This window comes from Dactylosporangium sp. NPDC049525 (assembly GCF_040676755.1).
Lineage (GTDB): Bacteria > Actinomycetota > Actinomycetes > Mycobacteriales > Micromonosporaceae > Dactylosporangium.
Map to the genome: position 1 here is coordinate 21554 of NZ_JBFAPO010000088.1, position 14113 is coordinate 35666.

The 14113-nt window shown below is 73.0% G+C and carries 12 protein-coding genes; 8 read left to right on the forward strand and 4 right to left on the reverse strand.

Features of this window, described 5'->3' with window-relative positions; translation table 11 throughout:
- Positions 1-143: 143 nt before the first annotated feature.
- Complete coding sequence (locus tag AB0K00_RS53610) at positions 144-1157, reverse strand: LacI family DNA-binding transcriptional regulator (protein WP_363538700.1); 1014 nt, start codon at positions 1155-1157, stop codon at positions 144-146.
- Positions 1158-1249: 92 nt separating this feature from the next.
- On the opposite strand from AB0K00_RS53610, the gene AB0K00_RS53615 reads away from it, so the two are divergent.
- The 3 genes from AB0K00_RS53615 (at position 1250) to AB0K00_RS53625 (ending at position 4022) form a co-directional block, all read left to right on the forward strand.
- Complete coding sequence (locus tag AB0K00_RS53615) at positions 1250-1969, forward strand: cupin domain-containing protein (RefSeq protein ID WP_363538676.1); 720 nt, start codon at positions 1250-1252, stop codon at positions 1967-1969.
- An 8-nt stretch (positions 1970-1977) separates the two neighbouring features.
- The gene (locus tag AB0K00_RS53620; protein ID WP_363538678.1) at positions 1978-3129 is read left to right on the forward strand and encodes a Gfo/Idh/MocA family oxidoreductase; all 1152 of its coding nucleotides are present in this window, start codon (positions 1978-1980) and stop codon (positions 3127-3129) included.
- Between the two features lie 68 nt (positions 3130-3197).
- Complete coding sequence (locus tag AB0K00_RS53625; RefSeq protein WP_363538680.1) at positions 3198-4022, forward strand: sugar phosphate isomerase/epimerase family protein; 825 nt, start codon at positions 3198-3200, stop codon at positions 4020-4022.
- Positions 4023-4079: 57 nt separating this feature from the next.
- Here AB0K00_RS53625 and AB0K00_RS53630 read toward each other — a convergent pair whose 3' ends face one another.
- Both AB0K00_RS53630 and AB0K00_RS53635 read right to left on the reverse strand, forming a co-directional pair.
- Positions 4080-5462 (reverse strand): serine/threonine-protein kinase, encoded by a 1383-nt coding sequence (locus AB0K00_RS53630; protein ID WP_363538682.1) that lies wholly within the window; start codon positions 5460-5462, stop codon positions 4080-4082.
- Between the two features lie 241 nt (positions 5463-5703).
- Complete coding sequence (locus AB0K00_RS53635) at positions 5704-6162, reverse strand: MarR family transcriptional regulator (RefSeq protein WP_363538684.1); 459 nt, start codon at positions 6160-6162, stop codon at positions 5704-5706.
- A gap of 272 nt (positions 6163-6434) precedes the next feature.
- Here AB0K00_RS53635 and AB0K00_RS53640 point away from each other — a divergent pair, with 272 nt between their 5' ends.
- Positions 6435-7418, forward strand: a complete 984-nt coding sequence (locus AB0K00_RS53640) for a kelch repeat-containing protein (protein ID WP_363538686.1) — start codon at positions 6435-6437, stop codon at positions 7416-7418.
- Between the two features lie 132 nt (positions 7419-7550).
- Here the strand turns inward: AB0K00_RS53640 and AB0K00_RS53645 are convergent, their stop codons facing one another.
- Positions 7551-8294 (reverse strand): DUF72 domain-containing protein, encoded by a 744-nt coding sequence (locus AB0K00_RS53645; protein WP_363538688.1) that lies wholly within the window; start codon positions 8292-8294, stop codon positions 7551-7553.
- Between the two features lie 106 nt (positions 8295-8400).
- On the opposite strand from AB0K00_RS53645, the gene AB0K00_RS53650 reads away from it, so the two are divergent.
- From AB0K00_RS53650 to AB0K00_RS53665, 4 genes are all read left to right on the forward strand, one after another.
- Positions 8401-8913, forward strand: coding sequence for a hypothetical protein (locus AB0K00_RS53650; RefSeq protein ID WP_363538690.1), 513 nt, complete (start codon positions 8401-8403; stop codon positions 8911-8913).
- Positions 8914-9055: 142 nt separating this feature from the next.
- Positions 9056-9187: a hypothetical protein gene (locus tag AB0K00_RS53655; protein WP_363538692.1), complete on the forward strand. Its 132-nt coding sequence runs from the start codon at positions 9056-9058 to the stop codon at positions 9185-9187.
- Positions 9188-9650: 463 nt separating this feature from the next.
- Positions 9651-12398 carry an AAA family ATPase gene (locus AB0K00_RS53660; protein ID WP_363538694.1) on the forward strand — a complete coding sequence of 916 codons (2748 nt, stop codon included), beginning with the start codon at positions 9651-9653 and terminating at the stop codon, positions 12396-12398.
- A gap of 22 nt (positions 12399-12420) precedes the next feature.
- Positions 12421-14113: AAA family ATPase (locus tag AB0K00_RS53665; protein ID WP_363538696.1), on the forward strand; the 1693-nt coding region annotated here is incomplete at its 3' end.

Sequence of the window (14113 nt, forward strand, 5' to 3'; positions counted from 1 at the left end):
GTGAGGGCACGGCCCGTGCGGCAAGCCGCCCGTGAGACACGGACCGTGAGACACGGACCGTGAGACACGGACCGTGAGACACGGACCGTGAGGCCGTGGGCTCGTGAGGTACGCGGCCTGCGAAGTGCGCGGCCGTGGCGGCGTCAGGTCAACGGGGCCGAGGACTCGCGGTGCACCAGGGTTGCGGGCGCCGGCTCGATGCGTGGGGTCCGCGCCCGGTCCTCCAGTGCGAGTGTCATCGCCCGCGCGCCCATCTCCGTCAGCGGCAGCCGCACCGTGGTCAGCGACGGGGTCACGTCCCGGGCGATCGGCATGTCGTCGAAGCCGACCACGCTCATCTGCGAAGGCACCGCGATGCCCCGCTCGCGCAGCACGCTGAGGGTGCCGACGGCCATGGAGTCGTTCAGGGCGACGATCGCGGTGACGTCGGGGGAGTCGTCGAGGAGCTGCCGGGTGGCGGCGGCGCCGCTGTCGCGGTCGAAGTCGGCGTAGACGACCCGCCGTGGCGGCAGGGTCCGGCCGTACTGGCGGGCGGCCCGGCGCAGCCCGGCGAGCCGGTCGGTGGTCGTGGTCAGCACCTTCGGGCCGGCGATGACGCCGACCTTGCGGTGGCCGCCGCCGAACACCTCGACGCCGGCGAGGTGGCCGCCGTCGGCGTTGGCCGGCATGACCGCGTCGCCGGGCAGCTCGTGCCGGCCGATGACGCTGACCCGGCCGCCGGTGCGCGTGTACGCGCCGAGCTTGCCCGTCAACGCCTTCGTGAACGCGGGGTCGTGGTAGCCGGAGCCGGCCAGGATGATCGCCGCGACCTGCTGCGCCCGCAGCAGCTCCACGTACTCCAGCTCGCGTGAGGGGTCGCGGTAGCTGTTGCAGATGATGACGAGCCGGCCGGCCGCGGTGGCGACCTGTTGCAGGCCGCGGGTGATCTCGGCGAAGTACGGGTCGGACACGTCGTGCACGATGACGCCGACCGCGGTGCGCTGGGCCCTGGCGAGGAACTGCGCGTGCGCGTTGGGCACGTACTGCAGCTCGTCGACGGCGCGCAGCACCCGCTCGCGCAGCTCGTCGGTGACGAGTTTGGTGCTACCGCTGATGATCCGCGAGGCGGTTGCGGGGGACACCCCGGCACGGCGGGCCACGTCGGCGAGCGTCGCCATCATCCGCCTCCTTCCATTGACTCGTTCGCAGCATACGGGTTAGCGTCGACACGACCAGAGGAAAGCGTTTTCCTGGCGTGAGAGGGGCCGCAATGACGGTGGAACGGGACCAGATGCCCGGAGCGGTCGGGATCTCCCGGTTGTCCGTCTATGACTCGGTCGCGCCCGACGGACTCCTCGGCGGGACGCCGCACATGCACCTCACCTGTTCGGAGGGGTACGTGGTGGCCGCCGGTGAAGGCCTCGTGCAGACGTTGTCCGGCGCAGGCTACCGCGAGACGCCGCTGCGCACGGGGACCGTCGCCTGGTTCCCGCCGGGCACGATCCACCGCCTGGTGAACCAGGGCGGGCTGCAGATCGTCGTCGTCATGCAGAACAGCGGCCTGCCCGAGGCCGGTGACGCCGTGCTGACGTTTCCGCCGGACGTCCTGGAAGACCCGGCCGCCTACGCCGCGGCCGCCACGCTGCCCGAGGGCGGGGTGCCGGGCAGCGACATCACCGCCGCCTTCCGCCGCCGCGACCTGGCCGTCACCGGCTTCCTGGCGCTGCGGGAGAGCGGACCCGACGCGCTGCAAGCGTTCCAGGCGGCCGCGGCGAGGCTGATCGCACCCAAGCTGCCCGCCTGGCGCGAGCGGTGGGAGCGCGGCGCGCTCCAGGCCGCGCTGGAGACGGGGCGGCAGATCGACGCGCTCGCTGCCGGCGACGCGAGTCACCTCGGCCGGGGCGGCATCAACGTGCTGCCCGCGCCGAGCGAACACGGCAGGCACGGCATGTGCGGCCTGCTCGACACCTACCACGTTCAAGCCGCCTGAGGAGTCCCGTGTCCCGCATCCCGATCGGTATCGTGCTCAACGGCGTCACCGGCCGCATGGGGTACCGCCAGCATCTGGTCCGCTCGCTGCTGGCCATCCGCGAGGCGGGCGGCCTGCCGTCCCGTGACGGCTCGCTGATCTGGCCGGAGCCCGTCCTCGTCGGCCGCAACGCCGACAAGCTGGCGCAGATGGCACAGCAGCACGGCCTGACCGAGTGGACGACCGACCTCGGTGCCGCGCTCGCCCGCCCCGACGTGCAGATCTACTTCGACGCGCAGGTGACCCAGCAGCGGGAGAAGGCGATCCGCGCGGCCATCGACGCCGGCAAGCACGTCTACACCGAGAAGCCCCTCGCCGAGGACACCGACGCCGCGGTCGCGCTCTGCCGTGCCGCACGGGCGGCCGGCGTCAAGCACGGTGTCGTGCAGGACAAGCTGTTCCTGCCCGGGCTGCGCAAGCTCAAGCGGCTCATCGACGGCGGCTTCTTCGGCCGGATTCTTTCGGTACGCGGTGAGTTCGGCTACTGGGTCTTCGAAGGCGACTGGCAGGCCGCGCAGCGACCGTCCTGGAACTACCGCACCGCGGACGGCGGCGGCATCGTCGTGGACATGTTCCCGCACTGGCAATACGTGCTGGAGCAGCTGTTCGCGCCGATCCGCTCCGTGCAGGCGACCGTTGCAACCCACATCCAGAGCCGGGTGGACGAGCTCGGCCAGCAGTATGACGCGACCGCCGACGACGCGGCCTACGGCACGTTCGAGCTCGAGGGCGGCATCGTCGCGCAGATCAACTCCTCGTGGGCGGTGCGGGTCCGCCGCGACGAGCTCGTCGAGTTCCAGGTCGACGGCACCCACGGCAGCGCCGTCGCGGGCCTGCGCGAGTGCCACGTCCAGCACCGCGGCACCACCCCGAAGCCGGTGTGGAACCCCGACCTGCCGGTCACCGAGCCGTTCCGCGCGCAGTGGCAGGCGGTGCCGGACAACGAGCCGTTCGACAACGGCTTCAAGGTGCAGTGGGAGCTGTTCCTGCGGCACGTCGTGGACGGCGCCGACTTCCCCTGGGACTTCGCCGCCGGCGCCCGCGGCGTCCAGCTCGCCGAGCTCGGCCTGCAGGCCGCCCGCGAGGGCCGCCGCATCGAGATCCCGGCGCTGGACCTGTGAGCGGCGCCGGACCTGTGAGCGGCGCCGGACCTGTGAGCGGCGCTGGACCCGTGAGTGGCGCTGGACCTGTGAGCGGCGCCGCCGGCGCGCTGGACCGCTTCTCACTCAACCAGGCCACGACGAAGCGCTGGCCGGTCGACGAGACGGTGAGGGGCTGTGTCAAGCAGGGGGTCTCGCAGCTCGGGCTGTGGCGCGACCAGGTCGACACGTTCGGTCTCGAACGCACCGCCGCCCTGGTCCGCGCCGCCGGCATGACCGTGACGTCGCTGTGCCGGGGCGGGTTCTTCACCACGCCCGGCTGGTTCGACGACAACCGGCGCGCCATCGACGAGGCGGCGACGCTGGAGGCGCCGGTGCTCGTCCTGGTCAGCGGCGGCCTGCCAGAGGGCAGCCGGGACGTGGACGCGGCCCGCCGCACCGTCGGCGACGCGATCGGCGAGCTGGTCCCGCACGCCGAGGCGGCCGGTGTACGGCTGGCGATCGAGCCCCTCCACCCGATGTTCGCCTCGGACCGCTGTGTCGTGTCGACCCTGTCGAACGCGCTGGACCTGGCGGCGCCGTATCCGTCGTCGGTGGTCGGGGTGGCGGTCGACACGTATCACCTGTGGTGGGACGACCAGGTCTGGACGCAGTTGGCCAGGGCGGGCGCCGAGGAGCGGATCGCCTGTTTCCAGGTGGCCGACTGGATCACGCCGCTGCCGGAGGGCGTGCTGCTCGGCCGGGGCCTGCCGGGCACGGGCTGTGTCGAGCTGCGCCGCTTCCGCGAGGCCGTCGACGCGACCGGCTACACCGGCCCGATCGAGGTCGAGGTGTTCCACGAGGCGGTCTGGTCCCGCCCGGGCGCGGACGTGCTCGCCGAGTCGATCGAGGGTTACCTCACGCACGTCGTGTAAGCGGGTCCGGGAGCGGTACTTCCAGCCGGAGGTGCCGCTCCCGACGCGTGTGCGCGGTCAGGCGCCGGTGTTGGCCTCGCCGCCGGTGGCCGGGTCAGTGGTCGTCGGCGCCGGGGTGGTCGGCTCCGGCGTCGTCGGCTCGGGGGTGGTCGGTCCCGGGGTGGTCGGCACCGGCGTCGTCGCGGTCGCCGTGGGGACCGAGGTCGACGTGGCCGACGCGACGCCCGATGCGGTCGGGAACACCTGGGGACCGTTGGTCGGGTTGCCCACGGTGGTCGTGGTGCCCGGGTTGGGCCGGCCGCCGACGGTCACCTGCGGGTTGGGCGCCGGGGACAGGTTGCTGCCGACCTCGTCGCCGTTGGTGCTGCCGCGGTGGGTGCCCGGGTCGGACTTGCCGCCCATCATGTCCGACGTGGTCTCGGCGGCGGCGAAGACGAGGGCCAGGGCCATCGGCACCGCGATCGCCATCGAGGTCACCCGCCGGCGGGACATCTGGGTGGAGCCACGCAGCCAGCGGCGCTGCGCGGGCAGCGGCGCCGCGTCGAGGTCGTCGACGGCGAGGCCGAGCAGCAGCTGCCGCGCGTCGGGGCGGTCCAGGGGATCGCGGCTCAGCGCGGCGGCGACCAGCTCCCGGACCGGGTCGGGGATGCCGTTGAGGTCGGGCTCGCCCTCGAGGATCTTCCAGGCGCGGGCCGCGGCCTCCTCGCCGCCATACGGGTGGCGTCCCGTCGCCGCGAACGCGACCAGGCAGCCCCAGCCGAAGATGTCCATGGCGGCCGAGGGCTCCTCGGCGCGCAGCTGCTCCGGGGAGGCCCAGCCGAGGCTGCCGACGATGTTGCCGGTGCCGGTGATGTCGCTCGCGGCGTCCATCGCCCGGGCGATGCCGAAGTCGATGATCCGGACACCACCGAGGGTGACCATGAGGTTGCTCGGCTTGAGGTCGCGGTGGACCAGGCCGACGTTGTGGATCGCGGCGAGCGCGGCCGCGACGCCGAGCGCGACGCTGTGCAGCATCGCCGGGTCGAGCGGGCCGTCGTCGGCGACGAGCCGGGACAGCGGGATGCCCTCGAGATACTCGGTGACCAGATAGGGCCGGTCCTCGTGCATCCCCGAGTCGAGCACGCGGGCGGTGCAGAACCCGGGGACCCGCTGCGCGGCCCGGACCTCCCCGGCGAAGCGGACCCGGAACCGCGGGTCGCGCGCGAGGTGCGCGTGGACCAGCTTGACCGCGACGCGGGAGCCGTCGGAGGACTGTGCCAGGTAGACCGTGCCCATGCCGCCGATGCCGAGCTGACCGATCAGCCGGTAGTCGTCGATGCGGATAGGGTCGTTGTTGTTGAGATCACCGATGACGGCGCGGCGTGACGGCGCGGCCGAGCGCAGCGGCAGGTCCGGCGTGCCGGACTCACCGGCGCCGTCGTGCGTGCCAGCCTCGGTCATCGGGGTCCTTCCAGCAACTCGGCACAGGTCCTATGCAGTCTGATCTGTCCACCGCAAGATGAAAAGACCACCCTGGATGCAACCCTCGTGCCCGTTCGGGCACATTTGCACCGGGCGGCATCCGCGCATGGTGCCCCGACAGTAGTCGAGATGCGGGCAGACGTCCGCGCCGGAGGTCACACCTGTTGACCTGCTCCGTCCAACGACTGAGACCCGATCAGATGACGCGGTCCGCGTCACCTCAGCGTGGTCGCTCCAGGTGAGCGATCATTCCACGCAGCGCAGTCGTGACGACGGCGAGCTGTGCGGGCTCCAAGTAGGAAAGGGCGAACACCTCCGCGCTCTGTGATTCCGGCAGCAGCTCACGGATGAGCCGCTGGCCCTTGCGGGTCAGTTGCAGCACGACCAGCCGTCCGTCCTCCGGGTGGGCGCCGCGGCGCACCAGCCCCCGGCCGGACAGCGTGTCGACGACGCCGGTGAGCGTGGCCTTGGAGATGCCCGCCTGCTCGGCGACGTGTCTCGTCTCCATCCTTCTGGCCGCCGCCACCGTGCGCAGCACCACGAAACCGGTCCACGTCAGCTGCCGCGGACGTAGCACCACCTGCTCGACGTGCTGCCGGACGGCGTTGGCCGCCCGGTGCAGGTGCAGCACGGTCTCCGTCGCCGTTGATGACGCGGCGATGTCCTGCGTAGCGGTCACCGTGCGTCTCGCCGTCGCTCATGTTTTGACACGACACCTCGCATGCCCATGTGGGCGGCCCCCCTCCGGTCCCCATAGAGCACACAGAATATCGGGAACATAGCGGCTCCGTTGTCCCGCCATCACCCTCAGCAATTCTGCGATCGCGATACGTAGACCGACTTCGGGTTATTCACCCTTTTTGTCCAAGCAATTTTTCGGCTATCGGATGAATTGAAACTTCTGAAGATCGCATCTGTACCGACCGGCGTCGCATCGACGACACTGGAGCCATGCGGGTCGCACTGCTGGCCGCCGCGATGCTGCTCGGACTGACCGCTTGTAGCGGGCCGTCCGATCCCACGCATCCCACCACTCCGGCAGTAAACGGCACAAATCCGACCGGCGGTCCGTGGCGCAGGCTGCCCGACGCGCCCTCCGAACGCACGGAGGTCGCCGCCGCGGTGACCGGGACGCGGATCGTGGTCGCGGGTGGGTATCAGCGCGACGGCGGCAGCGTCAGGACCGTCGAGATCTACGACACCGTCGCCCGCGCCTGGGCCGCCGGGCCGCCGTTGCCGCTCGCCGTCAACCATGCGATGGCCGCCGCGGTCAACGGCGTGGTCTACGTGTTCGGCGGCCACCTCGGCGACGGCACCCCGAGCGCCGCGGCATTCCGGCTGGCCCCGGACGCGAGCCGGTGGGAGTCGGTGGCGGACATGCCCGAGGCGCGCGGTGCCGGTACCAGCGTCGCTCTTGGCACTTCGATCTTCGTGGCCGGCGGGATCGGCCCTGGCAAGGACGTCCTGGCCGGGTCCATGCTCGTCTACGACAGCGTGGCCGACCGGTGGCGCTCCGCGCCCGGACCGCCGACGCGGCGCGAGCACCTCGGCGGCGCGGCCGCGGGCGGGCTGTTCTACACCGTCGGCGGTCGCACCGCAGCGGGCAACCTGGCCGCGGTGGAGTCCTTCGACCCGGCCACAGGCGCGTGGACAAGGCGACCCGACCTGCCGACCGCGCGCGGTGGCCTCGCCGCGACCGGCACCTGCCACGGCTGGGTCGTCGCCGCCGGCGGCGAGGGCAAGGCGACATTTCCGCAGGTGGAGCTCTTCGAGCCGGCCGCGGACCGGTGGCGGTCGCTGCCCGCGATGCCCAACCCGCGGCACGGCCTCGCGGTGGTGACCGTCGGTGCCACCCTCATCACGCTGCCGGGCGGGCCGATGCCGGGGCTGTTCGTCGCCGCCACCACCGAGTCCCTCGACCTGGACCCGTGCTGAGGCCCGGACCTGAGCTGATCAGTCCTCGTCGCGGCGCCCACGGCGCAGCAGCCGGTTGCGTTGCCAGATGAGGAACGCGAACAGCGCGATCAGCATGATGATCACGCACAGGAACTTGGCCATCGCGACAGACTACGGCGGTCCGGCCCGGCCGACCTCCTGCCCCCGCCGCCGCGCCAGCCCGGCGAGGGTGAGGGCGTCGCGCACCGCGGCACCACCGGGGTCGTTGTTGCAGTAGACGTAGGAGTCCGTGAACGCCGCCAGCCGGCCGGCCCACGTGTCCAGCGCGGTCCGCCCGTAGCGCGGCCACGGCTTCGCCCGCCCCTCGTGCAGCCGCAGGTACCCCCAGTCACTGGTCGACCACAGCGGCGTCACCGGCCTGCTCCCGCGGTCCGCCCAGCACAGCGCCGCCCCACGGTCCCGCAGCACCTGCCGCACCTCGTCGACCCACCACGAGTCGTGCCGCGGCTCGACCGCCACCCGCGTGCCCTTCGGGAACGCGGCAAGGGTCGCGTCCAACGCGTCCACGTCCACCCGCAGCGTCGGCGGCAGCTGCAGCAGTACCGGTCCGAGCCGGCCGTCCAGTCCACCGGCGCGCTCCATGAGCCGCCCGACCGGCTCCTGCGGGTCACGCAGGCGGCGGACGTGGGTCAGGTACCGGCTGGCCTTCACCGCCACGACGAAGTCCTCCGGCGTCCGGTCCCGCCACGCCTCGAACGTCGCCCGCTCCGGCAGCCGGTAGAACGCGTTGTTGACCTCCACCGTGCCGAACACGCCCGCGTAGTGCTCCAGCCAGCACCGTTGCGGCAGCGTGCGCGGGTAGAACGGGCCCCGCCAGTCGCGGTACTGCCAGCCCGACGTGCCGATCAGCATCATGCGGACCGGTTACCCAGAAATGGCCCTTCGGCTGAGTCCGGCACCTGCCTTCCGTGAGATTGTCCGTCGTCGCTGTTCTGTCGATCTTCACGGGGAGCATCCGCACATGTCCGTCATCACCCTTCCGTCCGCGCAGGTCGCGGCCGGCGCCGGCCACCTGCCGCCGGTCTGCCCCCGCCACGGCGAGCCCGCCACCGAGCACCGGTCGGTCAAGCTCATCTCCAGGCCCCCGGCGTGGGCGGCGATCTTCATCCTGGGCGGCGGCATCCTGTACCTGATCGTCGCTCTCGCCGTGCGCAAGACGGTGAAGGCGCCGGCGTGGCCCTGGTGCGCCACCTGCACCGCGCAGCGCAAGAAACTGCTCGCCATCGGCCTGCCCCTGCTCGCCGTCGGCGTGCTGTGCTTCATCGGAGGCATCGCGGCGAACTCCGACAGCACCAGCCCCCTGCTCATCCTGCTCGGCATCGTCGCGCTGCTGGCCGGCACCATCGTCGCTGGCCGCGGCGGCCAGGTGCCGATGACCGGCGCCGTGGTCTCCGGCGACGGCCAGTACGTCGAGGTCAAGAAGGGCAGCGACCGCTTCCTCATGGCCCTGAACCGGGGTCGCACACCCGTCTGAGCTCTGTCGTCTACGTGTACGTAGGTCGGTCGCCCGGCCGACTACGTATGCCGCCCCGATGCGATTACGTAAGCGTTACCGATGTTCCGCGGACCTTACCGCGCGACGATGGTGACACAACGGATCGCAGAGGAGCCCCGACATGAACGTCCACCCGATTCTCCTGACCGAGCTCGTCCGCCAGCGCCAACTGCACATGCTCGACGAGGCCAAACACTGGTCAAGCCGCGTGAAGCTGCGCCGCCGAGAGCAACGCTCCGGTGCGGCGGCCTGACAGGTCGTCACCCCGCAGCCCCGGACGCCTCGCGTCGCCGGCACCCACCTCCCTCCGGGTGCCGGCGACGCCGAGCGTCCGGGGCTGCTGTGCGTGCGGTCCCACGCGTGTGGTGCGCCGTGTGGTGCGCCGTGTGGTGGGCCGTGTGGTGGCGCCTCGGCACAGGGGACCCGACCCGGTGACTAGGGCGCCGGAGGCGACTAGGTACCCAGGCGGCGGCCAAGATACGTAACAGGTACCGATGGAAACGGCTCCTTACACGACCAGGATGGAGACATCACCGAGTCAAGGAGCCAGCCATGATGCACCCAGTGTTTCTTTTCGTGCAGGTCCAGCACCGCCAGGAGGACCTTCTCGGACTGCACCGCCGCCCGCGGCGTGGCAGCGGGGACGACCGGCCATGGTGGCGCAGGTCGCGTCCGTCACAGCCGTCGCACCGGCCGCCCGCCGGTAGGCTGGTGGCGTGCGGGCCAGCCGTAGCGGAGTGAGCCAGGTGATGGTCGGCCGCGACGATGAGCTGCGCCGCTTGCGGCGGCTCCTCGACGCCTCCGAGCCGTCCATCGCCATGCTCGGCGGAGAGCCGGGCATCGGCAAGAGCCGCCTGGTGCAGGAGCTGTTCACGGGGTTGCCCGAGACGGTGCCGGTGCTGGACGGGCAGGCCGATCCCGGCACGCTGAGCCGGCCGTTCGAGGTGCTGCTCGACGCGATCGACAGCTGCCACCGCTCGGCCGCGCTCGACCCGGAGCTGCTCGTGACGGTCACCGACGCGTCGCGGTCGATGATCGACCGGATCCAGGCGGGGCTGGAGATCGTGCGGCTGCTGACGACGCCCGGGCCGTCGGTGGTGGTGTTCGAGGACCTGCACTGGGCCGACTCGGAGAGCGTGGCGCTGTTCGAGCGGATCGCGGACCTGCCCGGCAGCCGGCTGCTCATCGGCACCTACCGGCCCGACGAGGTGACCCGCCGGCACCCCCTGGCCGACCTGCTGACCAGGCTCGAGCGGCGATACATGGTCACCAACGTGCGGCTGGAGCGGCTCAACCTCGCCGAGACGTCACGGTTCCTCAAGTCGGTCACCGGGCGGCCACCGGCGTATCGCACGGCGCTGTCGCTGCACAACCGCACCGGCGGCAACCCGTTCTTCCTCGAAGAGCTGATCAAGGCCAACGGCGACGAGGACCTGGACACGCTGTGCGACCGGCCGCTGCCGTGGAACGTGGCCGAGGCGCTCCGACGGCAGCTCGACGACCTCGACCCGACCGAGAAACGGATCGTCGAAGCGGCCGCGGTGCTGGGCCGGAAGGTGCCGTTCGACCTGCTCGCGGCGGTGACCAGCCACAGCGAGCCGGAGCTCATCGACGCGCTGCGTGACCTCGTGCGGCGCGGGCTGATGGTGGAGACCGGCGACGACGAGTTCAGCTTCCGGCACGCGCTGACCCGGGAGGCGCTCGTCGACGAGATGCTCGCCCGGCAGCGCCGCCGCCTGCACGAGCTGGCCCTCGAGACGCTGCTGTCGACCGGCAGCAAGGACTATGCGCTGGTCGCGCACCACGCGCGGGGCGCCGGCCGGTATCTGGACATGGTCGAGGCGGCCCGGCGCGGGCTGGCCACGTATCTGGCGATGGGCTCGCCGTATCAGGCGTTGCAGCTGGCGGAGATGGGCCTCGACGAGCTGCCCGACGACGTGGAGCTGCTGTCGTGCGGCGCCCGCGCGGCGTGGCTGGCCGGCCTCCTCGACGACGCGCAGGAGCTCGGCCGTCGCTGGCTCGCCGTCGCCGGCACCCGGGCCGAGCGCGCCGACGCGCTGCGGCTGCTCGTGCGGCTCAGCTGGGAGGTCGGCAGCAGCGGCAGCATGCAGGAGCGGGCCGCAGAGCTGCGCGCGGAGATCGAGCCACTCGACGACGGGCCCGCCAAGGCGCACGCGTATGCCGCGATCGCCCAGGCGTACATGCTGCACGACGACACCGAACGCGCCATCGAATGGGCGGACAAGGCGATCACCCTCGGCGAGGAGCTGGGCCTGCCGGGCGTCTGGCTCGCCGGCAAGGTCGAGAAGGGCTCCGCCCTCGTCAACGTCGCGGCCGGCGTCGACGACGGGATCAAGCTGCTCAACGAGGCGGCCCAGGAGGCCGAGCAGGCGGGGGAGTGGCTGCTCGCCGCCAGGTCGCTCAACAACCTGTACAACCTGCTGCCCGGCGGCCCGGCGGACTGGGCCGCGGCGCTGGAGCGGATGCGGACGTTCGCGGAGCGGGCCGGGTTCGAGTCCCTGGCCGTCGCCGCGTACTTCCAGGGCCGGGCCCGGCTCGCGGTGCAGGAGGGCAACCTCGGCGGGGCCCTCGCCGAGCTGGAGTCGGCCCGGCGGCGGGACCGGGGCCTGCTGCGCACCCGCAACGGGATCGACTATCACGGCGTGTTCTTCGCCGGGCTGCTCCTCGAAGCCGGCGAGCTCGACCGGGCCGACACCGTCATCCGCGGCATGGTCGAGGCGACCGACACCTACACGATGCTGACCCAGACGTCGGTGCCCGGCCTACAGTTCCACCTGGTCGCCCGGCGCGGGCAGACCGAGCAGGCCCGCGAGCTGCTCCGGGCGGTCCTCGACGCGGTCCGCGTCACCGGGGTCACCGGCCGCGACTTCGCCCACGATCTCATCTCCGCCGGCCTCGTCGGCGGGCTCGGCGTCGACGAGCTGCGGCCGGTCGCCGCCGCGATCGACGACCCGTTCTTCGACGACGCCTGGCGGTGGCTCGCCGACGCGCAGATCGCCGAGGCCGCCGGTGATCACGCCGGCGCGCTGCGCGGGTATCGGCGCGCCGTCGCCGAGCCGTCGATGCTGCTGCCGGCCACGAAGGGCTCCGGTCACGTCGGCGCCGCCCGCTGCCTGCTCGCCCTCGGCGACCTCGACGGCGCCCGCCAGCACGTGCGCACCGCCGAGCCGCTGCTCGCCCGCTGGTCCGGGTGGCGGGTCGCGGAGCTGTCGGCGCTGCGCGGGCGGCTCGGTCTCGGCACCCCCGCCGCCGGCGACCAGGCGCTGACGCCGCGCGAGCGGGAGGTCGCGGTGCTGCTCGCGGAGGGTCTGACGAACGCGGAGCTGGCCCGCCGGCTGTACATCTCGCCGCGGACCGCAGCGGTGCACGTCTCCAACATCCTGAGCAAGCTCAACCTCGAGTCCCGCACGCAGATCGCGGCCTGGGTCAAGGCCGGCAGCTGACCCGTCCGGCACACTGTCGGACATGACCGTCTTCGTCGGCCGGGCCGCGGAACTGGCGGCGCTGCACCGGGCCGCGGACCAGGCGCGGGCCGGGCGCGGCACCGCGGTCCTCGTCACCGGCGAGGCCGGCATCGGCAAGAGTGCCCTCGTCGACCGGTTCACCGCCGGCGCCGGACTGCCGTTGCTGCTCGGCCGGGCCGGCAACGACGGCGCGCCCGCCTTGTGGCCGTGGCGGCGCATCCTGCGCTCCGGCCAGGACCAGGGGCTTCCCGGCCTCGACCCGGACGCGCTGCTGCCCGGCCCGGCGGACCCGGCGGCGGACCCGTCGGCCGGCCGGATCCCGATGGCCCAGTTCGAGGTCCTCGACCGGGCCGCGAGGGCGCTGCTGGCCGCGCCCGCCGCCGTCGTCGTCCTTGAGGACGTCCACTGGGCCGACCCGGCGTCGCTGCGGCTGCTGCGGCACGTGTGTGCCGACCTTCCCGGTTCGTGTCTGCTCGTCGTGTGTACGGTCCGCGACCCCGACGGCGCGGCATCGCTCCCGGCGGCCCTGAGCGACCTGCCCAACACGACCGAGCTCCGCCTCGGCGGCCTCACCAGCGCCGACGTCGCCGGTTACCTGCGCGGCGCGAGCGGCGGCCCGGTCGATCCGGCCCGGGTGGACCGCGTGCACCGGCAGAGCGGCGGCAACGCCCTGTACGTCCGTGAACTCACCCGCCTCGAGCAACCGCCCGCCGCCTCGTCGCTGCCGCCCGGCGGCGGACCGGCGGCGAGTGGTGGGGAACCACGGCCGGGGGGAGAGGCGGACACCGCGACACCGGCGGACCGGTTGCCGGCGGAGCTGCGGCGCATCGTCGAGACCAGGCTGTCGCGGCTGAGCCCGGCGTGCCGCGACCTGCTCGGCGGTTGCAGCGCAATCGGCGCCGAGATCGATCCCGCCCTCCTACCCAAGGACGACCGGGAGTCCCTGCTCGCGGAAGCGGTCACCGCCGGGATCCTGGTCGAGGACACCGCGCCGGGTGGCCGGCTACGGTTCGCGCACGACCTCGTCCGGCAGGCCAGGTACGAGACGATGACCCGCCCGGAGCGCCTTGCCTGGCACCGCCGGCTTGCCGAAGCCGTCCACGACGATCCGGCGGCCCTCGCCCGGCACCGGCTCCGGGCCGCCGTCGACGCGCCGAGCCGCCGGGCCGCCGCCGACGCCGCCCGCGACGCCGCGGCCGCAGCGGCGCGGCGGTTCGCGTTCGAGGACGCGGTGCGCTGGCTCGACCAGGCACTCACCGTCGCCGGGGACGACCCCGAGCTGATCCTCGCCGCCGCCGAGGCCGAGTACCGGCTCGGCCGCATCGACGCCGCGCTGCGACGCTGCCTCGACGGCCCGTTCGGCACGGCGGACCTCGCCGCGCGGGCCGCCGTCGTCGTCCGCGGCGTCGGCGGCAGCGCGACGCCCGCGGTGCTGGCGCTGTGCGCGCGGGCCGAGGCGCTGCTCGGCGACGAACGCTCCGCCCGGCGGGCCCGGGTCCTCGCCCAGCGGGCGTTCATCGAGGCAAGCCTCGGCAGCGAACCCGGCCCCGGCCGCGAGCCCGGGCCGGGCGCCGCCGGCGACGCCGATCGCGCGGGCGACGCCGATCGGGCGGGCGACGCCGATCGGGCGGGCGACGCCGATCGGGCGGGCGACGCCGATCGCGCCGGCGGCGGGAGCGCTGCGGGCGGTTCGC

Bases quoted from the DNA above. Each gene is read 5' to 3' on its own strand.
- AB0K00_RS53640 (WP_363538686.1), top strand. From the start codon at position 6,435: ATGCGGGTCGCACTGCTGGCCGCCGCGATGCTGCTCGGACTGACCGCT.
- AB0K00_RS53650 (WP_363538690.1), top strand. From the start codon at position 8,401: ATGTCCGTCATCACCCTTCCGTCCGCGCAGGTCGCGGCCGGCGCCGGC.
- AB0K00_RS53610 (WP_363538700.1), bottom strand. From the start codon at position 1,157: ATGGCGACGCTCGCCGACGTGGCCCGCCGTGCCGGGGTGTCCCCCGCA.
- AB0K00_RS53630 (WP_363538682.1), bottom strand. From the start codon at position 5,462: ATGACCGAGGCTGGCACGCACGACGGCGCCGGTGAGTCCGGCACGCCG.
- AB0K00_RS53615 (WP_363538676.1), top strand. From the start codon at position 1,250: ATGACGGTGGAACGGGACCAGATGCCCGGAGCGGTCGGGATCTCCCGG.
- AB0K00_RS53645 (WP_363538688.1), bottom strand. From the start codon at position 8,294: ATGATGCTGATCGGCACGTCGGGCTGGCAGTACCGCGACTGGCGGGGC.
- AB0K00_RS53655 (WP_363538692.1), top strand. From the start codon at position 9,056: ATGAACGTCCACCCGATTCTCCTGACCGAGCTCGTCCGCCAGCGCCAA.